Here is a 21,575-nt window from a genome sequence, read left to right as displayed (position 1 = left end):
GGGGGGGGTTGCAAGGAAAAACAACCAAAACACTGGGGTTTCGTGCTTTGGGGGAGCTTCCTGCGGTAACCTCTTTGGCAAGGAGGGCTGCCCCTCCCCCTCGGGGGGGGCCCCCCCCGCCTTCGTGCGTTCCTCGTCAGGCGCGGGCTACGGCCGCGGCGCGGGTTCGCCCTTCTGCTCGCCTTTGTCGCGCGGCACCGTGTCACCGCCCGGCGTGACGACCTTCCGGTCACCGAGCGGCTTCTCCAGGGTCACGGGCAGCGTGTAGAACTTCGCGAGGGCGATGCACACCTTGCCCCGCTCCTCGCTCGCGGTGACCTCCACGCGTACCTGCCCGCCGCTCTCCCGCGCCGACGCCTTGTACGTGCTGCACACCCCGCCCGTGAAGTGCAGCGTCAGGGTGCGCCCCGAAGCGCTGTAGCCCTCCACCTTGACGTCGCTGGTGTAGGTGTCGCCCTGGTCGGGCTTCGGCTTCGGCTCGGCGTCGCCCGGGGCTCCCGGGGCCTTCAGGTACGACGGCTCCACCGCCGGGTGCTGCACCGTGTGGGCGTCCCGCGCGCCCTGCGGCCGCGCCTCGAACAGCCACGACGGTACGAGCGTCTGCCGCCCGGCCACGAAGTGCGCGGCCAGGCCGAAGGTGGCGCCCTCCACGGCGATCGGCTCCTGCTTCGGCGGCACGGTCGGCGCGCAGGGCGCCTCGTCACGCCGGTCCGGCCCGTCGCCCTTGTGCGGCACTGGGGTCGCGCAGCCGCCGATGCCCACGCCGTCGCCCTTGCCCGACGCGTTCAGCAGGGCGAGGGCCTCACCCGCGCTCACGACCGGGTACGTCGGGCCCTTGCGCGGCTCGACCAGGTGGCCGCTGCCGCCCACCACCTCGCCGTCGCGGCCCACCTGGACGCCGGTCGACCAGCCGTACGTCGGCAGTCCGTCCACCTCGGGGTCGGCGTTGACCACCCGTACCGAACCCATGAGCTGGCGCGCGTCCAGCTTGGCGCCGTCCTGGCCGACGGCCTTCAGGACGGGTGCCGCGGCCTTCTTCGCGGCCCGCTCGCTCACCGGAGTGCCACCGTCCAGCTCCGACGAGGTCCTGGACGGGCACGGCCTGCCCTTCAGGCAGTTGTCGCCGCCGCCCGGCTCGTCCCGGCTGAACGACCAGGTGCCGGGGGCCTTGCGAGTCACCTGGAGCGAGGAGCCCGAGCCGTCGTTCGCCGGGCCGAGCCGCCAAGAGTCGCCCTGTACGGTCGGCGTGCCGGACAGGCCGAGCGCCTTGGCGAGGCGGACCACCTGGTCCCTGGTGACCTCGCCGCGCGGCTCGTACACGGCGGCCGCGCCGGGCCCCTCGGGCAGCTCGCCCACGGCCCGGTAGGTCACCCCGGAGGGGTCGGGCTCACCCGGGGCGATGCCTTCCGGCGTGCTGGTGCCGCCCCCGCCGTTCGTACCGTCCGTACGATCCGTGCCGTCCGCCCCGGAATCGGAGTGTCCACCCGATCCGTCCGCGTACCCGTCGAGGGCGAGCGGCGGCGGAGCCCCGCCGTCGCCCGCCGGGGCGCCGTCCTTGCCGGCCGGGTCCACGGCGAGATACGCCCCGCCGCCGCCCGCCAGCAGGACCGCGGCCGCCACCGACACGACCACCAGCGAGGGCCGTCGCCGCCGTCCGTCCTGTGCCTGCTCGGTGCTCACCGCATCGCTCCTTCGCGTGCCCGGCTGTCCTCACGAGCCTGCACGGCGATCCGCCACGGCGCACGCGCGCCGCGGCGTCCCGTCGTACATGACATCCCCCCGACGGGGGACGGCGATGGGACGCGGCGGGGGAGCGACCGGTTCCCTCGACCGGCCCCGGGCCTCTTGCGTCTCAGTCCCCGTACTCGGACATCCCGTCGAGGAGGCGTGCGGACGCCGGAGGGACCGTGACCCCGTGGATCCGGGACGGCGGGACGGGCGCGCCCGAGGGCACCGCGGGCACGGCCCAGTGCGGGACCATGCGCGTGCAAGCACCACGCAAGGTCTCCCAGGTCTCGACTCCCTGTTCGGAAGCCTGCGGCGCTGCGCTGTCCTGCGGAAAGAGGGTCATACCGGAACCGTATGCACCGCCGGGCACAAGGAGAAAGACCTGCTATCGGGTATTTTCAGCCGTTCATCGTTCCGGGCCCGACCGGATAGCGTTAACCGTCAACCGCCCACGCGACGTCCGTCACCGCCTTGACCACGAGGGCGGTACGCCGCCGCTACACGCCGCAGGAGCTTCCAGCCGTGCGTATCGCAGTCACCGGCTCCATCGCCACCGACCACCTGATGACCTTTCCCGGCCGCTTCGCCGACCAACTGGTCGCCGACCAACTGCACACGGTCTCCCTCTCGTTCCTCGTCGACGCCCTCGATGTCCGCCGCGGTGGTGTCGGCGCCAACATCTGCTTCGGCATGGGCCAGCTGGGCACCCGGCCCGTCCTGGTCGGCGCCGCGGGCCCCGACTTCGACGACTACCGGGCCTGGCTCGACCGGCACAACGTGGACACCGAGTCGGTGCGCATCTCCGAGACGCTGCACACCGCCCGCTTCGTCTGCACCACGGACGCCGACCACAACCAGATCGGCTCCTTCTACACCGGCGCCATGAGCGAGGCCCGCCTCATCGAGTTGAAGACCGTGGCCGACCGCGTGGGCGGCCTCGACCTCGTCCTGATCGGCGCCGACGACCCCGAGGCGATGCTGCGCCACACCGAGGAGTGCCGCAGCCGGGGCATCCCCTTCGCCGCGGACTTCTCCCAGCAGATCGCCCGTATGAACGGTGACGAGATCCGCACCCTCATGGACGGCGCGGCGTACCTCTTCTCCAACGAGTACGAGAAGGGGCTCATCGAGTCCAAGACCGGCTGGTCCGACGCGGAGATCCTGGGCAAGGTCGGCCACCGGGTGACCACCCTCGGCGCGAAGGGCGTCCGCATCGAGACCGCCGGGCAGGACCCGATCGAGGTCGGCGTGCCGCAGGAGGAGGCCAAGGTCGAGCCGACGGGCGTGGGCGACGCCTTCCGCGCCGGCTTCCTCTCCGGGCTCGTGTGGGGCGTGTCGCACGAGCGGGCGGCGCAGGTGGGCTGCATGCTCGCCACGCTGGTCATCGAGACGACCGGGACGCAGGAGTACGAGCTGCGGCGCAGCTCCTTCATGGACCGCTTCGCGCAGGCGTACGGCGAGGCCGCTGCCGCGGAGGTCCGCACCCACCTGGCCTGACCCCGCCTGGCCATGCGCGCCCCTCACCCACCCGCCCGCCCTCTCAGGGGTGGGCGGGTGGCGACGGTGCTCAGGCGAGACCATCCGGCCCGTCCGGCGTCTGAGGACGAGGCCGGAGGCCGATGAGAGGGGGGGCGGGTGGGAGCGAGGGCTCAGGCGCGGCGGCGGATCACGTAGGCGGTACCGGGCCCCCGGGGCTCGGCGCCTACGTACTCCTGCTCCTGCGTCCAGCACCACGCCGGGATGTCCACCGCGGCCACCTCGTCGTCCGCCAGGACGGTCACCGTCCCCCCGACCCGTACGCGCGCCAGCGCCTTCGCCAGCTCGATGACCGGATGCGGGCAACGCTCGCCCAGGGCGTCGACGGTGACCTCGTCGAGCGCGTCGGCCGCGGCGGCGGAGGCCGGCGCCCCCAGCTTCGCGCGGACGCCGCCGACCGCCTCCGGCAGCACCGCGAGGAAGCGCTCGACGTCCGCCTCGGCCGTGCCGAGGGGGAGCGACACCCGGACGTTGCCCTCGCTGAGGACCCCCATGGCCTTCAGGACATGGCTCGGGGTGAGGGTGCTGCTCGTACAGGAGGAGCCGGAGGAGACGGAGAACCCGGCCCGGTCCAGCTCGTGCAGGAGCGACTCCCCGTCGACGTAGAGACAGGAGAAGGTGACCAGGTGCGGCAGGCGCCGGACGGGGTCACCGACGACCTGCACGTCCGGCACCAGCTCGGGCACGCGGGCCCGGATGCGCCCGGTCAGCTCCCGCAGCCGGGCCTCCTCGGCCGCGGCCTCGGCCCGCACGGCCCGCAGCGCCGCGGCGGCCGCCACGATCGCCGGGATGTTCTCGAACCCGGCCGACCGGCCCGACTCCCGCTCGTCCACCGGCCCTTGCGGCGCGAAGCGCACCCCCTTGCGGACCGCGAGGAGCCCCACGCCGGACGGGCCGCCCCATTTGTGCGCACTCGCCGTGAGCAGCGACCAGCCTTCGTCCACCGGGCCCCACGCCAGCGACTGCGCCGCGTCCACGAGCAGCGGCACCCCGGCGGCCCGGCACGCCGCCGCGACCTCGGCCACCGGCTGACGGGTGCCGACCTCGTGGTTGGCGGACTGGAGGCAGGCGAGCGCGGTGTCGTCCCCGAGCGCGGCCGCGTACGCCGCGACGTCCACCGCCCCCGCGCGGTCCACGCCCACCTCGGTCACCGTGCCGCCCGCCCGCTCGTGCGCCGCGGCCGAATGGAGTACGGCGGAGTGCTCCACCGCGGACACCACAAGACGCCGCCCCGCCCGGCGCCGCCCGGCGAGGGCCCCGGCGATGCCGTCGTACAGCGCCCGGGTCCCGGACGTGGTGAACACCAGCTCGTCCGGGCGGCAGCCCACGGCCTCGGCCGCCGCCTCCCGCGCCGCGTCAAGCAGCAGCCGCGCCCGCCGCCCTTCCCGGTACAACCGGGAGGGATCCGCCCACCCCTCGTCCAGCGCGGCCTGCAAGGCCTGACGGGCCACGGGATGGAGGGGGGCGGACGAGGCCGCGTCGAAGTAGGACACGCCCACAAGCTAAGCGCCCGGAAGGGGCGCGAGGAACTGCGCGATCAGTGGAAGCGGGCCCGCACCCGCCGAAGAGGGGGGAGCCTCCCGAGCTGGTGGGCGCCCCGAACGACCGTCAGATCGCCGCTGTGGGCGGCGATCCGCCCCCCTTCGGAGTGACCCGCGGCGCGTTAGGCACCCTCCCCGCGCGACCCCAAATAGCGTCCAGTAGGGTTTGGTCCGCATAAACATCCAAACCCCTGCCCGACGCAGGGCGGCGACCGACCAGCGAGAAGGCCGCAGCCGAACAGCGCGGGCGAGACTCTCGGGAAGGCGCTACGTGAGTCCCAACGGCTCCGACCGCTCGCCGCGGCGCCCGATGCGGCGGAAGCTGCTGCAGGCACTGACTGCGGGCCTGGTCCTGGTAACCGCCACCGGTTGCACATACAAGGACTTTCCCCGCCTGGGTATGCCGACCCCGGTCACGGAGGAGGCTCCGCGGATCCTCTCCCTCTGGCAGGGCTCGTGGGCGGCTGCGCTCGCCACGGGCGTGCTGGTCTGGGGCCTGATCCTGTGGAGCGTCATCTTCCACCGGCGCAGCCGCACCAAGGTGGAGGTCCCTCCGCAGACCCGTTACAACATGCCCATCGAGGCGCTGTACACGGTCGTCCCCCTGATCATCGTCTCGGTGCTGTTCTACTTCACCGCCCGTGACGAGTCGAAGCTCCTCGCGCTCGACGACAAGCCGGCCCACACCATCAACGTGGTCGGCTACCAGTGGAGCTGGGGCTTCAACTACATCGAGGACGTTCCGGGCTCCGACAAGGGCGACGCCAAGACGTCCAAGGACCTCGACGCCATTCCGGACCGCTTCCGCAAGGACTTCCCGGCCAACGCCGGCGGTGTCTACGAGGTCGGTACGCCGGGCGAGCGGAACCCGCAGAACGGCAACCCCGGTCCGACCCTCTGGCTCCCCAAGGGCGAGAAGGTCCGCTTCGTCCTGACTTCGCGTGACGTCATCCACTCCTTCTGGGTGGTGCCGTTCCTCATGAAGCAGGACGTCATTCCGGGCCACACCAACGCGTTCGAGGTGACTCCCAACAAGGAGGGCACCTTCATGGGCAAGTGCGCCGAGCTGTGCGGCGTCGACCACTCCCGGATGCTCTTCAACGTCAAGGTCGTCTCCCCCGAGCGCTACAAGAAGCACCTCGAAGACCTCGCGAAGAAGAACCAGACCGGTTACATCCCGGCCGGCATCGAGCAGACGGACCGCGAGAAGAACCGGGAGACGAACCAACTGTGAGCATCCTCAACGAACCTCAGGGTGCCGCGGCAGCAGACGACTCGTACGAGAATGAGCTGCCGGTACGGCGCAAGCAGCCGGGCAATGTCGTCATCAAGTGGTTGACCACCACTGACCACAAGACGATCGGCACGCTCTATCTGGTCACGTCGTTCGCGTTCTTCTGCATCGGCGGCGTCATGGCGCTCTTCATGCGCGCCGAACTCGCTCGTCCCGGCACGCAGATCATGTCGAACGAGCAGTTCAACCAGGCGTTCACGATGCACGGCACGATCATGCTGCTGATGTTCGCGACGCCGCTGTTCGCGGGCTTCGCGAACTGGATCATGCCGCTCCAGATCGGCGCGCCCGACGTGGCGTTCCCGCGGCTGAACATGTTCGCCTACTGGCTGTACCTGTTCGGCTCGCTGATCGCGGTCGGCGGCTTCCTCACGCCGAACGGCGCGGCCGACTTCGGCTGGTTCGCCTACAGCCCGCTGTCGGACGCGGTCCGCTCCCCGGGCATCGGCGCCGACATGTGGATCATGGGTCTGGCCTTCTCCGGCTTCGGCACGATCCTCGGCTCGGTCAACTTCATCACCACGATCATCTGCATGCGCGCGCCCGGCATGACGATGTTCCGCATGCCGATCTTCACCTGGAACGTGCTGCTCACCGGTGTTCTGGTGCTGCTCGCCTTCCCGGTCCTCGCGGCCGCGCTGTTCGCCCTCGAGGCGGACCGCAAGTTCGGTGCCCATATCTTCGACGCGGCCAACGGCGGCGCCTTGCTCTGGCAACACCTCTTCTGGTTCTTCGGCCATCCAGAGGTGTACATCATCGCGCTACCGTTCTTCGGAATCATTTCCGAGGTCATTCCGGTCTTCTCGCGCAAGCCGATGTTCGGCTACATGGGCCTGGTCGGCGCGACCATCGCGATCGCCGGTCTTTCCGTGACCGTGTGGGCGCACCACATGTACGTCACAGGCGGCGTGCTCCTGCCGTTCTTCTCCTTCATGACGTTCCTCATCGCCGTGCCAACAGGCGTGAAGTTCTTCAACTGGATCGGCACGATGTGGAAGGGCTCACTGAGTTTCGAAACCCCGATGCTCTGGGCCGTCGGCTTCCTGATCACCTTCACCTTCGGTGGTCTGACCGGCGTCATCCTGGCCTCGCCGCCGATGGACTTCCACGTCTCGGACTCGTACTTCGTGGTCGCGCACTTCCACTACGTCATCTTCGGCACCGTGGTGTTCGCGATGTTCTCCGGCTTCCACTTCTGGTGGCCGAAGTTCACCGGCAAGATGCTCGACGAGCGGCTCGGCAAGATCACGTTCTGGACGCTGTTCATCGGGTTCCACGGCACGTTCCTCGTCCAGCACTGGCTGGGTGCCGAGGGCATGCCGCGCCGCTACGCGGACTACCTGGACGCCGACGGCTTCACCGCCCTGAACACGATCTCGACGATCGCCTCGTTCCTGCTCGGCCTGTCGATCCTGCCGTTCTTCTACAACGTCTGGAAGACCGCCAAGTACGGCAAGAAGATCGAGGTCGACGACCCGTGGGGCTACGGCCGCTCCCTGGAGTGGGCGACGTCCTGCCCGCCGCCGCGGCACAACTTCCTCACGCTGCCGCGCATCCGCAGCGAATCCCCGGCGTTCGACCTGCACCACCCGGAGATCGCGGCTCTCGACCAGCTCGAGAACGTCGGTGAAGGCGAGAAGGCGCTCGCCGGCAACAAGGAGGCCGGCAAGTGAAGATCCAGGGCAAGATGTTCATCTGGCTGAGCGTCTTCGTACTGGCCATGGCGATCGTCTATGGCTGGTGGTCGAAGGAGCCCGCCGGTACCACCGCGCTCTTCCTGGCCTTCGGCCTGTGCATCATGATCGGCTACTATCTGGCCTTCACGGCCCGGCGGGTCGACGCCGCAGCGCAGGACAACAAGGAGGCGGACGTCGCGGACGAGGCCGGCGAGGTGGGCTTCTTCAGCCCGCACAGCTGGCAGCCGCTGTCCTTGGCCGTCGGTGGCGCGCTCGCCTTCATGGGCGTCGTCTTCGGCTGGTGGCTGCTGTACTTCTCGGCCCCGATCCTCCTGATCGGTCTGTGGGGCTGGGTCTTCGAGTACTACCGCGGCGAGAACCAGAACCAGTAGGGACCTCCCGCCGTGCCCCAGGGGCCCGGACACTCCGTCAGGAGCGTCCGGGCCCCTGGCCGTTTCCGCCACGCCCGGTGTCCGCCTTCCGGGTGAACCCTCGTACGGGTCACTCACCGCGCACGGCGTGTCAGACCTTCATACCGTGTGGTCATGAGCCACTCTCCGCGAATCCGCACGGTACTGAGCTGCACCCTCCTTGTGGTCGCCGTCGGCACGGTCACCACGGCCTGCGGGACTGGCGGCCATCCGCTCTCGGCGAAGCCGTACGACGCGGCGAGCCAGATCGCCTTCAACGGCCCCGCGGGCAGCAGCCGGAAGGCCGACCCGGACAAGCCCCTGGAGGTCACCGCGCAGGGCGAGGACGGGCGCATCACGGACGTCACGGCCACCGACGAGCAGGGCCGGTACGTGGCCGGTGAGCTGTCCGCCGACGGCACCCGCTGGCACAGCACGGTGCCCCTCGCGGCGGGTGTCCACTACACCGTGCGGGTGAGCACCGAGGACGACGAGGGCTCGCCCGGCCGCAAGGTCCTGGCCCTCGACACCGCGGCCGCCGCCAAGAAGCGGCAGCTGAAGGTCACCTTCGGCCCCGAGCCGGGCACCTACGGCGTCGGCCAGCCCGTCACCGCGACGCTCAGCGCCCCCGTCAAGGGCAAGGAGGCCAGGGCCGTCGTCGAACGGGCGCTCAAGGTCCGCTCACAGCCCGCGACGGAGGGTTCCTGGCACTGGGTGGACAGCAGGACGCTGCACTACCGCCCCAAGGAGTTCTGGCCCACGCACGCCACCATCCACGCCCACAGCAACCTGGAGGGCGTGAAGGTCACCGACAAGCTGTGGGGCGCCGAGGCCAAGCCCCTGAAGCTGACCACCGGCGACAAGGTCGTGGCCGTCACGGACGCCGCCGCGCACTGGATGCGGGTCTACCGCAACGGCAAGGAGATCAACTCCATCCCGGTCACCACCGGCAAGCCCGGCTACGCCACCAGGAACGGCGTCAAGGTCGTCCTCGGCAAGGAGTACGTCGTCCGCATGACCAGCCGCAGCATCGGCTCCTCGGACTTCTACGACAAAATGGTGTACTACGCCACGCGCGTCACCCACAGCGGTGAGTACGTGCACGCCGCTCCCTGGTCGGCGGGCTCCCACGGGGTCGCCAACACCAGCCACGGCTGCACCGGCATGAGCACGGGCAACGCCGCCTGGTTCTACGAGACGGTCCGCCAGGGCGACATCGTCGAGGTCGTCAACAGCAACGGCGCCGACATGGACCACTTCGGCAACGGCTTCGGCGACTGGAACGTCCCCTGGAAGACCTGGCGCAAGGGCAGCGCCCTCCTGGCGGACACGAAGAAGGGCCACGCGGCGCTCCTGGCGACCCGCCTGCGCCCCCAGCCCGTGTAGGGGGCGGGCGGGGCAGGGCCCTAGGCGCTCAGGGCCGCCCTGGAGCGCAGCAGGGAGGCCAGGGCGGCGGCGAACTCCACCGGCTCGACCGGCAGGGTCACCGCCGCCTCCGCGCGGCTCCAGGTGGCCAGCCAGGCGTCCTGCGGCCGCCCCATGAGCAGCAGCACGGGCGGGGCCTGGAAGACCTCGTCCTTGATCTGGCGGCAGACGCCCATGCCCCCCGCGGGCACGGCCTCGCCGTCGAGCACGCACACGTCGATGCCGCCGTGGTCCAGCTCCTTGAGGACCGCGGGCAGCGTCGCGCACTCGATGAAGCGGACCTCCGGAACGTCGGCGGCGGGCCTGCGCCCGGCCGCGAGGCGGACCTGTTCGCGTGTGTTCGCGTCGTCGCTGTAGATCAACACCGTGGCGGTCGGCTGCATGGTTCCTCCGCGTCGTCGAGGGATCTCCGCGCGGATGCTACTCCTCCCGACACCCCGTCAACACCGGTTCGGACAGTGCCGCGATGGGCCATCCGGGCAGGACACAGGCCGCAGACACTCCGAACGGCACCCCCCGGGGTGAGGGCGGGATAAGCGACCGACATAATGTCGGTCGTGGCGACAGCAACGACAGTAGACACCGGGCACGCGCACCCGCCGGTCAATCGACCGAACCTCACCAGCGTCGGAACCATCATCTGGCTGAGTTCCGAGCTGATGTTCTTCGCGGCCCTCTTCGCGATGTACTTCACCCTGCGATCGGTGACCGGTCCCGACCACTGGAAGGAAATGGCCGATGCCCTGAACTTCCCGTTCTCGGCGACCAACACCACGATCCTGGTGCTTTCCTCCCTCACCTGTCAGCTCGGCGTGTTCGCCGCCGAGCGCGGTGACGTGAAGAAGCTCCGGATGTGGTTCATCGTCACCTTCATCATGGGTGCGATCTTTATCGGTGGCCAGGTCTTCGAGTACACCGAGCTGGTCAAGCACGAGGGCCTTTCGCTCTCGTCCGACCCGTACGGCTCGGTCTTCTACCTGACCACCGGCTTCCACGGACTGCATGTGACGGGCGGCCTCATCGCCTTCCTGCTGGTCCTCGGCCGTACGTACGCGGCCAGGAGGTTCACCCACGAGCAGGCGACCGCCGCCATCGTCGTGTCCTACTACTGGCACTTCGTCGATGTCGTCTGGATCGGCCTCTTCGCCACGATCTACATGATCAAGTAGTCGGCGCCGGGATCACGGCGGCTCCGCGCCGCCGATCGAGCCCGACGTACCGACACATTCCAGAAGCATCGACGCAGAAGATCCTGACACCGGGGTAATCCGTGAAAAAGCTCTCCGCACGACGACGCCATCCGCTGGCGGCGGTCGTCGTCCTACTCCTCGCGCTGGCGGCCACCGGGGGGCTGTACGCCGCGTTCGCGCCGGCGGACAAGGCGCAGGCCGACGAAACCGCTCAGTCCCTCGCCATCGACGAGGGCAAGAAGCTCTATGCCGTGGGCTGCTCCAGCTGCCACGGAACCGGCGGTCAGGGCTCGTCCGACGGCCCGAGCCTGGTCGGCGTCGGCGCCGCCGCTGTCGACTTCCAGGTCGGCACCGGTCGCATGCCGCTCCAGCAGCAGGGCGCCCAGGCGCCGAAGAAGAAGGTCATCTACAGCCAGGCCCAGATCGACCAGCTGGCCGCGTACGTGGCCTCGCTGGGCGCCGGCCCCTCCGTCCCGACCGAGAAGCAGGTCGACCCGAAGGGCGCCGACATCGCCAAGGGCGGCGAGCTGTTCCGCACCAACTGTGCCCAGTGCCACAACTTCACCGGTGAGGGTGGCGCGCTGACCCACGGCAAGTTCGCGCCGAGCCTCGAAGGCGTCAGCAAGAAGCACATCTACGAGGCCATGCAGACCGGCCCGCAGAACATGCCTTCCTTCCCCGACACGACCATGCCGGAGAAGAACAAGAAGGAAATCATCGCGTACATCGACGCGGTCAACAGCGAGAAGACCGAGAGCCCCGGCGGTCTCAAGCTGGGCGGTCTCGGACCGGTCAGTGAGGGCCTGTTCGCCTGGATCTTCGGCCTCGGCGCGCTGATCGCGGTCGCCGTGTGGGTCGCCGCCCGGACCGCAAAGGCCAAGAAGTCATGAGTAGCCAAGAAACCCCAGAAGAGAACCTGCCCAGCGAGCAGGAGTCCGCGCACGGCGCGGTGGCCGTCGCCGAGGACCCCTTCGCGGACCCGGGCCTGCCGCCGCACGAGCACCGCGTCCAGGACATCGACGAGAAGGCCGCCCGGCGCTCCGAGCGCACGGTCGCGATGCTCTTCACGATCTCGATGCTGGCGACCGTCGGCTTCATCGCCTCGTACGTGGCGTTCCCGGCCGAGAAGAGCGTCTACCTCTGGCCGATCGGGCACATCAGCGCGCTGAACTTCGCGCTCGGCATGACCCTCGGCGTGGCGCTGTTCTGCATCGGCGCGGGCGCGGTCCACTGGGCCCGCACCCTGATGTCCGACGTCGAGGTCGCCGACGACCGGCACGCGATCGAGGCCGAGCCCGAGGTCAAGGCCAAGGTCATGGCGGACTTCGCGGCCGGTGCCAAGGAGTCCCAGCTCGGCCGGCGCAAGCTGATCCGCAACACCATGTTCGGCGCGCTGACCCTGGTCCCGCTGTCCGGCGTCGTCCTGCTGCGTGACCTCGGTCCGCTGCCGGAGGACAAGCTGCGGCACACCCTGTGGTCCAAGGGCAAGCTGCTCGTGAACATGAACACGAACGAGCCGCTGCGCCCGTCCGACGTCGCCGTCGGCTCGCTCACCTTCGCCAAGCCGGAGGGCCTCGAGGAGCACGACCACGACTTCCAGACCCAGATCGCCAAGGCCGCCCTGATGATCGTCCGGCTCCAGCCGGCCGACATCAAGGACAAGCGCGAGCTGGCGTGGTCGCACGAGGGCATCGTCGCGTACTCCAAGATCTGCACCCACGTGGGCTGCCCGATCTCCCTGTACGAGCAGCAGACGCACCACGTCCTCTGCCCGTGCCACCAGTCCACCTTCGACCTCTCCGACGGCGCCCGAGTCATCTTCGGCCCCGCCGGTCACGCCCTTCCGCAGCTGAAGATCGGTGTGAACGAGGAGGGCTACCTCGAGGCGCACGGCGACTTCGAAGAGCCCGTCGGTCCTGCCTTCTGGGAGCGCGGATGAGCACCGAGAACACCACGGCGACGGCGGCCCCGTCGACGGACTCACGCAAGAAAGCGCCCGCCGGCGAGCGGGTCGCGGACTGGGCCGACGGCCGGCTTGGGATCTACTCCCTGGCCAAGGCCAACATGCGCAAGATCTTCCCGGACCACTGGTCCTTCATGCTCGGTGAGATCTGCCTCTACAGCTTCATCATCATCATCCTCACGGGTGTGTACCTGACGCTGTTCTTCCACCCGTCGATGAACGAGGTGGAGTACCACGGCAGCTACGTGCCCCTGCAGGGCCAGCTGATGTCCGAGGCGTTCAACTCGACCATGCACATCTCCTTCGATGTGCGCGGTGGTCTGCTGATCCGGCAGATCCACCACTGGGCGGCGCTGATCTTCCTCGCCGGCATGTTCGTGCACATGATGCGCGTGTTCTTCACCGGTGCGTTCCGCAAGCCGCGTGAGGTCAACTGGCTGTTCGGCTTCCTGCTGTTCGTCCTCGGCATGTTCACCGGCTTCACCGGTTACTCGCTGCCCGACGACCTGCTCTCCGGCACCGGTGTCCGCTTCATGCAGGGCGCGGTCCTGTCGGTGCCGATCGTGGGCACGTACCTGTCGATGTTCCTGTTCGGCGGGGAGTTCCCCGGCGGCGACTTCGTCGCGCGGTTCTACTCGGTGCACATCCTGCTGCTGCCGGGCATCATGCTCGGTCTCGTGGTGGCGCACCTGATCCTGGTCTTCTACCACAAGCACACGCAGTTCGCGGGCCCCGGCAAGACCAACAAGAACGTCGTCGGCATGCCGCTGCTCCCGGTCTACATGGCCAAGGCCGGAGGCTTCTTCTTCCTGGTCTTCGGTGTCATCGCGGCCATCGCGGCGATCGCCTCGATCAACCCGATCTGGGCCATCGGCCCGTACCGCCCGGACCAGGTGTCCACCGGCGCCCAGCCCGACTGGTACATGGGCTTCGCCGAGGGCCTGATCCGTGTCATGCCGGGCTGGGAGATCAACCTCTGGGGCCACACGCTCGTCCTGGGCGTGTTCATCCCGCTGGTCATCTTCCCGCTGGTCCTCGCGGCCATCGCCGTCTACCCGTTCATCGAGTCCTGGGTCACCGGCGACAAGCGCGAGCACCACATCCTGGACCGCCCGCGCAACGCCCCGACGCGGACCGCGTTCGGTGTCGCCTGGATCACCGCGTACATGGTCATGCTGGTCGGTGGTGGAAACGACCTGTGGGCCACGCACTTCCACCTGTCGATCAACTCCATCACCTGGTTCGTCCGGATCTTCTTCTTCCTCGGACCGGTCATCGCGTTCGTGGTCACCAAGCGGATCTGCCTGGGCCTCCAGCGCCGCGACAAGGACAAGGTGCTGCACGGGCGCGAGTCCGGCATCATCAAGCGCCTGCCGCACGGTGAGTTCATCGAGGTGCACGAGCCGCTCGACCAGGACCAGCTGCACACCCTCACCGCGCACGAGCAGTACAAGCCGCTCGAGATCGGCCCGACGGTCGACGAGAACGGCGTCAAGCGCAAGGTGACGGGCTCGCAGAAGCTGCGGGCGAAGCTGTCCAAGGGCATGTACGGCGAGGACGGCCAGATCCCGAAGCCGACGGTCGACGAGTACAAGGAGATCACGAGCGGCCACGGCCACCACTGACCCCTCAGGTCCAGGACCGTTACAGGTCGCCACGGCAAGAGCCCCGTCCAGCACATGGACGGGGCTCTTCGCCGTCCATCCGCTGGATAGGGTGGGGCCAACCCCCAGAGGTGGGGACGATTCCCTCGATGAACTCAGGAGCGGCCATGAGCGCTGTGACCACCGCAGGAGGCGACACCGCGGCGGCCCGTTCCTGGCCCGACGTGCTGAACGGCCTCCTTGACGGCCGCGACCAGAGCGCCGACGACACGGCCTGGGCGATGAACCGCATCATGCGCGGCGAGGCGACCGACGCGCAGATCGCGGGCTTCGCCGTCGCGCTGCGCGCCAAGGGGGAGACCGTCGAGGAGATCTCCGGTCTCGTCCGCGCCATGTACGAGCACGCGCACGTCATCGACGTGCCCGGGCCGAGCGTCGACATCGTCGGCACCGGCGGCGACGGCGCGAAGACCGTCAACATCTCCACCATGTCCGCGATCGTCGTCGCCGGGGCCGGCGCGAAGGTCGTCAAGCACGGCAACCGCGCGGCCTCCAGCGCGTCCGGCGCCTCCGACGTCCTGGAGAAGCTCGGCGTCAACCTGGAGCTGACGCCGCAGCGGGTGCGCGAGGTCGCGGACGAGGCCGGGATCACCTTCTGCTTCGCGGTGAAGTTCCACCCGGCGCTGCGGCACGTGGCGCCCGCGCGCCGCGAGCTGGGCATCCGCACCACGTTCAACTTCCTCGGCCCGCTGACCAACCCGGCGAAGGTCCGGGCCCAGGCCACCGGTGTCGCGGACGCGCGGATGGCACCGATCCTCGCGGGCGTCCTCGCCGAGCGCGGCTCCTCCGCGCTCGTCTTCCGCGGCGACGACGGCCTGGACGAGCTGACCACCACGGCCACGTCCCGGGTGTGGGTGGTCCGCGACGGCGGCGTCCGCGAGGAGGCCTTCGACCCGCGTGACGTCGGCGTCGACCTGGTGCCCGTCGAGGCCCTCCGGGGTGCCGACGCCTCCTACAACGCGGAGGTCGCGCGGCGGCTCCTGGACGGCGAGACGGGCCCCGTGCGGGACGCGGTGCTGCTGAACGCCGCGGCGGCCCTGGTCGCCCTGGAGCCGGGCGCGGGCCCGCTTGCGGAGCAGCTCCGCGCGGGCATGGCGAAGGCGGCCGAGTCCATCGACTCCGGCGCGGCGAAGGCGGCGCTGGCGCGCTGGGTGGCCGCCAGCAACGCCTGAGCCCCGTAAGGGGCGCGGGGAACTGCGCGACCAGCCCCCCCCACAAAGCCGCAGACGCGTCTGCCGGGATCTCAGCAGACGCGTCTGCGGCTTTTCGCGCGCTGAGCGCGCAGTTCCCCGCGCCCCTTTGGGGCGCAGCAGCCCGGCCCGGTTGACGGGGCCCGCCGGTCCGGATCGTGGACGGGTGTTGCGCTCGCAAGATCGTGTGGCAAGATGCTGGACAGGTCATGAGTGACAGCGACTACGGCCCCGGCCCGCTGTCCGGCAACCCTCCGTCCGTGGCGGGGTGCCCCGGGTGAAGACCAGGCGGTGAACAGCAAGGTTCACCGCAAGCGCGGACCCCTCGCGTCACCAGGGGTCCTGGTCGTCGAGGGAGCAGTCTCGTGAGCCAGCGAATGTGATAGGGCCGAAGGCCCCGTTCTCCGTACCCCTTTTTCCCTTCTCCTGTGCCGTTGACCGGTCGCGTCGACCGATGTCCGCACAGTGATCCCGCCTGCCTCTTACGGGAGTTCGCCATGTCTGCCTCCACCGCTGTCACCCCCACCGACTCCGCCGACCCCTGCTGCGCCGAGCCGCTGCCGGTGCTCGGCCGCGACGTCACCGTGCCCCTCGTCACCGGCGGCGAGGTGACGTACGCGGCGCTCGACTACGCGGCCAGCGCCCCCGCGCTCCAGCGGGTGTGGGACGACGTGGCCGCGTACGCCCCGTACTACGGCAGCGTGCACCGCGGCGCCGGGTACCTGTCGCAGCTCTCGACCGACCTGTTCGAGAACTCCCGCAGGACGGTCGCCGAGTTCCTCGGCTGCCGGGAGGGCGACCAGGTGGTCTTCACCCGGTCCACCACCGACTCGCTGAACCTGCTCGCCGCCGCCCTCCCCGCCGGCTGCCAGGTCTTCGTCTTCGAGACCGAGCACCACGCCTCGCTGCTGCCCTGGCGCGACGCCCGCGTCACGTACCTGAACGCCCCCCGTACGCCCGGCGAGGCGGTGCGGACCCTGGAGAGCGCGCTCGCCGACCGGGACCCCTACGGGCCCGCCCTGGTGTGCGTGACGGGCGCCTCGAACGTCACCGGCGAGCTGTGGCCGGTGCGGGAGCTGGCCGCCGCCGCGCACGCGCACGGCGCCCGCATCGTCCTGGACGCCGCGCAGCTCGCGCCCCACCACCCGCTGGACATCGCGGAGTTGGACGTCGACTGGGTCGCCTTCTCCGGGCACAAGCTGTACGCGCCCTTCGGCTCGGGGGTGCTCGCCGGGCGGGCCGACTGGCTGGGCGCCGCCGAGCCCTACCTCGCCGGCGGCGGCGCCTCGCGCACGGTGACGCGGCGCGCCGACGGGGGAGTGGACGTCGAGTGGCACGACACGGCCGCCCGGCACGAGGCCGGCTCGCCGAACGTCATCGGCGCCTACTCCATCGCCGCCGCCTGCAAGGCCCTGACCGAGGCCGGGTTCGACTCCCTTGTCGCGCGGGAGCGGCAGCTCATCCGGAAGGTGCGCGCGGGGCTCGCCGAGGTGCCCGAGGTGCGGGTGCTCTCGCTGTTCGGGGACGACGCGCCTCGCGTCGGGGTCATCTCCTTCGTGGTCGCCGGCTGGAACAGCTCGCACTTCGCCGCCGCGCTGTCCGCCGAGTACGGCATCGGCGTACGCGACGGACTGTTCTGCGCGCACCCGCTGGTGCGCACCCTCCTCGGCAGCGCGCCCGACGAGCCCGGCGAGTGCGGCGCCCCGGAGGCCGCGCCCGGCGAGCGGTCGCTGAACGCGATCCGCGTGAGCTTCGGCGCGGGCACCCCGGACGAGCACGTCGAGCGGTTCGTACGGGCCGTCAAGGAGCTGGTCAGCGACGGCGCGCGGTGGAGCTACCGCACCGAGGACGGGCGCTGCGTGCCCGCGTCCGACAGCGCGGCCGCCGCGGCCACGGCTGCCTGATCCGGCAGGCGGGAGCCGAGCAGGATCATCCGCACGGCCCGTTCGGTGGCGTCGGTGAGGAACTCGCCGCCCCGGCCGAGCGCCTCCGTGAGCGTGACGGGGGCGGGCAGGATCGCGCTGTAGGCGTCCACGCCCGCCGCCCGCACCAGGTGCGCCCCGTCGCCGATGGTGCCCGCGAGGGCGAGCACCGGGCGGCCGAACCGCTTGGCGCGGCGGGCCACTTCGGCCGGGACCTTGCCGCGCGGCGTCTGCCGGTCGATGGCGCCCTCGGCGGTGACGACGAGATCGGCGCGGGCCGGGCGCGCGTGCCTCCAGGGGGCGGCGCGGGTCGGTGAAGCGCTCCCCGGTCACGGGGTCGACGCCCCGGTCCACGAAGTGGGTGAACTCCCCGGTCTCCTGGGTGAGCAGCCGGCTCACCCGGTGGTCGACGTCGCGCAGCAGGATCGAGCGGATGGTCGCGGCGACCGCGGCGAACGCGACCGCCATCACCACGAGCAGCCACAGCAGGATGCGGACGCGCACCGAGATGCGGCGGCGCGCGGGCCCGCGGGAGTCGCCGTCCCGGGAGGGGGAGCCGACGGGCTCATGCGCGTCGCGCGGGTCACTCGGGTCGGGGGAGGCACGCGGGTCAGCCGTCGTCGCCCGGCCCGTCGTCGTCGCTGTCGTCTCCCGGTCGCCCGGGCCCGCCGGATCCGGAGCCCCGGTCGTCGTCATCGTCATCCGTGCCCCTCGTGCTGCCCTTGCCGTTCCCGCTCCCCTCGGTGCTTTCGCCGACCGGAGGCCGGTCGACGACCTGGTCGCTCGGGGTGGGCTCCGGCTCGGTCGCCGTGTCCGAAGGGGAGCCGCTCTCCAGCTCCACCTTGGGCGGGACCTTCGGCTCGGCGGGGGAGTCCGTCAGGGCGTAGCTGGTCGCGGCGATGCCGAGGGGGATCGCCACGACGGCCGCGAGGGCTGCCATGCGGTAGGAGAAGACCATGGCAGCGAGCGTGCGGGGCGTACCGGGGCATCCGGATGAGCCGGGGATGAAGAAACCCTCATCCGCGGCGGCCCGCCGCTAGGAGTCGAGGCCGATCGCGAACGCGGCCTCCAGGTCGTGCTGCGAGTACGTGCGGAACGCGACGTGCGTGTCCGTCCCCTCGACGCCCGGGATCTTGCTGATCCGGCCGGGGATGACGTCCGCCAGGTCGTCGTGACGGGCCACCCGGACCATGGCGATCAGGTCGTACGTGCCCGTCACGGAGAAGACCTCGCTGACGCAGTCGAGAGCGGCGATCGACTCGGCGATCTCCGGGATCCGGTCCACGCTGGTCTTGATGAGCACGATCGCGGTGATCACGGCTGGCTGTCTCCCTCGGTGGCCGGTCCTGAGGCTTTCACTCTATCCGCCCGCCGATAGCGCACCCAGGCGTAGACAAATCCGAGCGAAAAGCCCACGAGGTGCGCCAGATAGGCCACGCCGGGCCCCTGCCGTTGCTGCCCCGCCGCCACCCACTGGAGCGCCACCCAGAACGGCAGCACCACCCAGGCGGGGAACCGGAGTGGCAGGAAGAACAGGAACGGGAAGAGGCTGGTGACGCGCGCCTTCGGGAAGAGATAGAGAAAGGCGCCGAGCACGGCGGAGATCGCCCCGGAGGCCCCGACCAGCGTCTGGGCGGACCCGGCGTGCGCGACGGCGTAGCCGAACAGGGCGAGACAGCCGCAGCCCACGGTGAAGAGCGCGTACTGGAGGTGCCCCATGCGTTCCTCGACCATCACGCCGAACACGTACAAGAACAGCATGTTGCCCAGGAGGTGCAGCCAGCTGCCGTGCACGAAGAGCGCCGTCAGGGGGGTGAGAGCGGCGCGGGGCTTGCCGCTGAGGAGTTCGACGGGTACCACCCCCCAGCGTTCGAAGTAGGCCTGCTGAGCGGCGATGAGCCGGTCGCCGGTGCCGTACGAGGGGTTGAGCCCGGACAGCGGGGACAGGACGAAGACCACGCAGCAGACGGCGATCAGCGCGTACGTCACCGGGGCGGTCGGATGCCTGAGCGCGCGGACGGTCGCCACGCCCCATGTGTTGATCATGCGCAGAGCATGGCGTAACCGAGCCAAACGGTACAGACCGCCTCGCCCGGGCGGCCCCGTGTGCGGGACGGGCACCCTCCCGGGGTGCGCACGGTGGTCCTTACGCAGGCCTTAGGGTTACGGGAAATACGCATCACGGCCTCCCGAAGGAAAGCGAACGTCACGATGACGGTTCCCCTGCCGACCGACACCACCCGATGGCGCTGCACGCTCTGTGGCAACCTCACGCGGTTCGACGTGACCCGCTCGTCGAAGGTCGTCGAATATGTGCACCTCGACCTGGCCGGAGAGCCGACTGTCGAGGAACGCGAGGTGGTCAGTGAGACCATCGAGTCGGTCCGCTGCCGCTGGTGCAACGCGGTGGACCAGGTGGAACTCGTGGACAGGCCCGGGGCCGGCTCCTGACGGGAGCGGGCCCCGCACAGCTAGTGGGGTGACCGATGGTGGAGAGCGCGGGCGAAGCGCCGGAGGACGGCGCCGCCGAGGTGCTCGACCGTCCGCTGCCCGACGGCGTGCGGCGGGCGGTCGTGCAGATCGTGTCGGACGGCTTCGGCGGCCTCACGGTGGCCGAACTGCCGCCGCAGCTGCGGCAGTACGCGCGCTTCACGCCCACCAGACGCGTGAAGTTCGCGGGCAACGCCATGGCCACGGCCCTGGAGGGCGACCCGGTCTTCCGCCAGCGCATCGGCGAACGCCTCCGTGAGGCCCAGCCCGAGCTGACCGCCGCCCTGGACGCGGGCACGCCGCCGCCCGCCGCCGACCCGCTGGACGTGGCGGCCGCCGCCTATGTGCTGCGCCCCACCGGCTGGGTGAAGCTCGTCACCGCGGCGGGCGAGGAGGCCCAGCGGGCGGACGCCGAGCGCGCCGACGAGGAGACCCGGGCCGAGCTGGAGCGGCTGCGCGGGGAGCTGGCCGCGGCCCGCGCCCACACCAAGGCCGAGACCGAGCGCCTGCGCGCGGAGCTCGACGCGGCGAAGAAGGAAGCCGAATCGATGCACCGCAAGCTGCGCGGGGCACTCAGCGACGTCAAGCGCGGCGAGGCGGCCCTGCGCAAGGCCGCCGCCGACGCCGAGGCCGCGCGCGCCGAGGACCAGGCGCAGCTGTCTGCCGCCGACAGCGAGACCCGGCGCCTGAAGTCCCGCCTCGCCGAGGCGGAGGCGGCCCTGGAGGCCGCCCGCAGGGCCGCGCGCGAGGGCCGCAGCGTCGAGGACATGCGGGTGCGCCTGCTGCTCGACACGGTGCTCGACGCGGCCCAGGGACTGCGCCGCGAACTCGCGCTGCCGCCGGTGTCGGTGCGCCCCGCCGAGACCGTGGACGCCGTCGAGCCCGGCCGGATGACGCCCAAGGACATCGCGGCCCGCGCCCTGTCCGAGAACGACCCGGCGATCCTGGACCAGCTGCTCGCGCTGCCGCAGGCGCACCTGGTCGTCGACGGCTACAACGTCACCAAGACCGGCTATCCCACGATGCCCCTGGAGAAGCAGCGCCTCCGTCTGCTCGGCTCGCTCTCGCAGCTCGCGCTCCAGACCGGGGCCGAGGTCACCTGCGTCTTCGACGGCGCCGAACTGGCCGCGCCGGTGCTGCTCGCGCCGCCGCGCGGGGTGCGCGTGCTCTTCTCGAAGCCGGGTGTCACGGCGGACGAGCTGATCCGCCAGCTCGTGCGCGCCGAGCCGCCGGGGCGGCCGGTGATCGTCGCCTCGACCGACCGCGAGGTGGCCGACGGCATCGCCAAGGCGGGCGCGCGGCCCGTGGCGTCCGCGGTGCTCCTGAAGCGGCTTACGCGCGGCTAGCCGGGATCCGTAACTGACGTTCCCTATGCCTGAATTGGACCGCTGTCGTATGCGACGGAACGTCAACTGACCGCTACGGTCCGTCGATCAACTGTAAAGAAAACGCTCGTTGACCGAATTTTTCGCGGTCAGGATTTGATCTGATCACAACGGGGTCACTAGGGTCGCGGCCAGACCTCCGCTCTGTTGATCACTCATCG

Annotated in this window: 20 protein-coding genes, 2 pseudogenes and 1 riboswitch; of the genes and pseudogenes, 13 read left to right on the top strand and 9 right to left on the bottom strand. The window is 70.5% G+C overall.

Features of this window, described 5'->3' with window-relative positions; genetic code table 11:
- Positions 1 to 147: 147 nt before the first annotated feature.
- Positions 148 to 1,680, bottom strand: a complete 1,533-nt coding sequence (locus AC07GB_RS35755; protein WP_478852983.1) for a hypothetical protein — start codon at positions 1,678 to 1,680, stop codon at positions 148 to 150.
- A 172-nt stretch (positions 1,681 to 1,852) separates the two neighbouring features.
- Entirely contained in the window at positions 1,853 to 2,071 is a 219-nt protein-coding gene (locus tag AC07GB_RS35750; RefSeq protein WP_478852981.1) for a hypothetical protein, read from the bottom strand.
- A 179-nt stretch (positions 2,072 to 2,250) separates the two neighbouring features.
- Between AC07GB_RS35750 and AC07GB_RS35745 the strand changes: the two genes are divergently transcribed.
- On the top strand, positions 2,251 to 3,225 hold the full coding sequence (locus AC07GB_RS35745) for a carbohydrate kinase family protein (protein ID WP_478852979.1): 975 nt from the start codon (positions 2,251 to 2,253) through the stop codon (positions 3,223 to 3,225).
- Between the two features lie 152 nt (positions 3,226 to 3,377).
- Here AC07GB_RS35745 and AC07GB_RS35740 read toward each other — a convergent pair whose 3' ends face one another.
- On the bottom strand, positions 3,378 to 4,757 hold the full coding sequence (locus AC07GB_RS35740; protein ID WP_478852977.1) for an aminotransferase class V-fold PLP-dependent enzyme: 1,380 nt from the start codon (positions 4,755 to 4,757) through the stop codon (positions 3,378 to 3,380).
- A gap of 319 nt (positions 4,758 to 5,076) precedes the next feature.
- Between AC07GB_RS35740 and ctaC the strand changes: the two genes are divergently transcribed.
- The 4 genes from ctaC to AC07GB_RS35720 all read left to right on the top strand — a co-directional run bounded on the left by ctaC (position 5,077) and on the right by AC07GB_RS35720 (position 9,571).
- Entirely contained in the window at positions 5,077 to 6,039 is a 963-nt protein-coding gene (gene ctaC / locus AC07GB_RS35735; RefSeq protein ID WP_150510599.1) for an aa3-type cytochrome oxidase subunit II, read from the top strand.
- Positions 6,036 to 7,772 carry an aa3-type cytochrome oxidase subunit I gene (gene ctaD, locus AC07GB_RS35730; RefSeq protein WP_478852975.1) on the top strand — a complete coding sequence of 579 codons (1,737 nt, stop codon included), beginning with the start codon at positions 6,036 to 6,038 and terminating at the stop codon, positions 7,770 to 7,772. Before ctaC ends, ctaD begins: the two co-directional genes overlap by 4 nt.
- A complete protein-coding gene (locus AC07GB_RS35725) occupies positions 7,769 to 8,167 on the top strand; it encodes a cytochrome c oxidase subunit 4 (RefSeq protein ID WP_478852973.1) in 399 nt (132 codons plus the stop codon). The genes ctaD and AC07GB_RS35725 overlap by 4 nt, the downstream gene beginning before the upstream one ends.
- 153 nt (positions 8,168 to 8,320) lie before the next feature.
- Positions 8,321 to 9,571, top strand: coding sequence for a L,D-transpeptidase (locus AC07GB_RS35720; RefSeq protein ID WP_478852971.1), 1,251 nt, complete (start codon positions 8,321 to 8,323; stop codon positions 9,569 to 9,571).
- A gap of 20 nt (positions 9,572 to 9,591) precedes the next feature.
- On the opposite strand, the gene AC07GB_RS35715 is transcribed toward AC07GB_RS35720, so the two are convergent.
- Complete coding sequence (locus tag AC07GB_RS35715) at positions 9,592 to 9,993, bottom strand: hypothetical protein (protein ID WP_478852969.1); 402 nt, start codon at positions 9,991 to 9,993, stop codon at positions 9,592 to 9,594.
- 165 nt (positions 9,994 to 10,158) lie between these two features.
- Here AC07GB_RS35715 and ctaE point away from each other — a divergent pair, with 165 nt between their 5' ends.
- The 6 genes from ctaE to AC07GB_RS35685 all read left to right on the top strand — a co-directional run bounded on the left by ctaE (position 10,159) and on the right by AC07GB_RS35685 (position 17,521).
- Positions 10,159 to 10,779, top strand: coding sequence for an aa3-type cytochrome oxidase subunit III (ctaE, locus tag AC07GB_RS35710; protein ID WP_138959294.1), 621 nt, complete (start codon positions 10,159 to 10,161; stop codon positions 10,777 to 10,779).
- Positions 10,780 to 10,880: 101 nt separating this feature from the next.
- Positions 10,881 to 11,690: a cytochrome bc1 complex diheme cytochrome c subunit gene (gene qcrC / locus AC07GB_RS35705; RefSeq protein WP_138959293.1), complete on the top strand. Its 810-nt coding sequence runs from the start codon at positions 10,881 to 10,883 to the stop codon at positions 11,688 to 11,690.
- On the top strand, positions 11,687 to 12,739 hold the full coding sequence (gene qcrA, locus AC07GB_RS35700) for a cytochrome bc1 complex Rieske iron-sulfur subunit (RefSeq protein ID WP_478852967.1): 1,053 nt from the start codon (positions 11,687 to 11,689) through the stop codon (positions 12,737 to 12,739). The genes qcrC and qcrA overlap by 4 nt, the downstream gene beginning before the upstream one ends.
- The gene (qcrB, locus tag AC07GB_RS35695; protein WP_478852965.1) at positions 12,736 to 14,388 is read left to right on the top strand and encodes a cytochrome bc1 complex cytochrome b subunit; all 1,653 of its coding nucleotides are present in this window, start codon (positions 12,736 to 12,738) and stop codon (positions 14,386 to 14,388) included. Before qcrA ends, qcrB begins: the two co-directional genes overlap by 4 nt.
- 146 nt (positions 14,389 to 14,534) lie before the next feature.
- The gene (trpD, locus tag AC07GB_RS35690; RefSeq protein WP_478852963.1) at positions 14,535 to 15,599 is read left to right on the top strand and encodes an anthranilate phosphoribosyltransferase; all 1,065 of its coding nucleotides are present in this window, start codon (positions 14,535 to 14,537) and stop codon (positions 15,597 to 15,599) included.
- Between the two features lie 223 nt (positions 15,600 to 15,822).
- Positions 15,823 to 15,940, top strand: a riboswitch (SAM riboswitch).
- A 174-nt stretch (positions 15,941 to 16,114) separates the two neighbouring features.
- Positions 16,115 to 17,521, top strand: a complete 1,407-nt coding sequence (locus AC07GB_RS35685) for an aminotransferase class V-fold PLP-dependent enzyme (RefSeq protein ID WP_478852961.1) — start codon at positions 16,115 to 16,117, stop codon at positions 17,519 to 17,521.
- On the opposite strand, the pseudogene AC07GB_RS35680 reads toward AC07GB_RS35685, so the two are convergent.
- From AC07GB_RS35680 to AC07GB_RS35660, 5 genes and pseudogenes are all read right to left on the bottom strand, one after another.
- Positions 17,452 to 17,826: pseudogene (locus tag AC07GB_RS35680) on the bottom strand (glycerate kinase); the annotation flags it as partial. The gene AC07GB_RS35685 and the pseudogene AC07GB_RS35680 sit on opposite strands and share 70 nt — an antisense overlap.
- A gap of 7 nt (positions 17,827 to 17,833) precedes the next feature.
- A pseudogene (locus AC07GB_RS35675) lies at positions 17,834 to 18,241 on the bottom strand (hypothetical protein); the annotation flags it as partial.
- The gene (locus AC07GB_RS35670; protein WP_478852959.1) at positions 18,150 to 18,497 is read right to left on the bottom strand and encodes a small secreted hydrophilic protein; all 348 of its coding nucleotides are present in this window, start codon (positions 18,495 to 18,497) and stop codon (positions 18,150 to 18,152) included. The gene AC07GB_RS35670 and the pseudogene AC07GB_RS35675, both read right to left, overlap by 92 nt.
- A 78-nt stretch (positions 18,498 to 18,575) precedes the next feature.
- Positions 18,576 to 18,857, bottom strand: a complete 282-nt coding sequence (locus tag AC07GB_RS35665; RefSeq protein WP_055550052.1) for an Lrp/AsnC family transcriptional regulator — start codon at positions 18,855 to 18,857, stop codon at positions 18,576 to 18,578.
- Entirely contained in the window at positions 18,854 to 19,585 is a 732-nt protein-coding gene (locus tag AC07GB_RS35660) for a rhomboid family intramembrane serine protease (RefSeq protein WP_478852957.1), read from the bottom strand. Before AC07GB_RS35660 ends, AC07GB_RS35665 begins: the two co-directional genes overlap by 4 nt.
- Positions 19,586 to 19,750: 165 nt before the next feature.
- On the opposite strand from AC07GB_RS35660, the gene AC07GB_RS35655 reads away from it, so the two are divergent.
- Positions 19,751 to 19,990 carry a hypothetical protein gene (locus AC07GB_RS35655; RefSeq protein ID WP_478852955.1) on the top strand — a complete coding sequence of 80 codons (240 nt, stop codon included), beginning with the start codon at positions 19,751 to 19,753 and terminating at the stop codon, positions 19,988 to 19,990.
- 35 nt (positions 19,991 to 20,025) lie between these two features.
- A complete protein-coding gene (locus tag AC07GB_RS35650; RefSeq protein ID WP_478852953.1) occupies positions 20,026 to 21,375 on the top strand; it encodes an NYN domain-containing protein in 1,350 nt (449 codons plus the stop codon).
- Positions 21,376 to 21,575: the final 200 nt, after the last annotated feature.

It is taken from the genome of Streptomyces sp. NPDC045778 (assembly GCF_056431945.1).
This window is presented reverse-complemented; position numbering and strand designations above follow the sequence as displayed.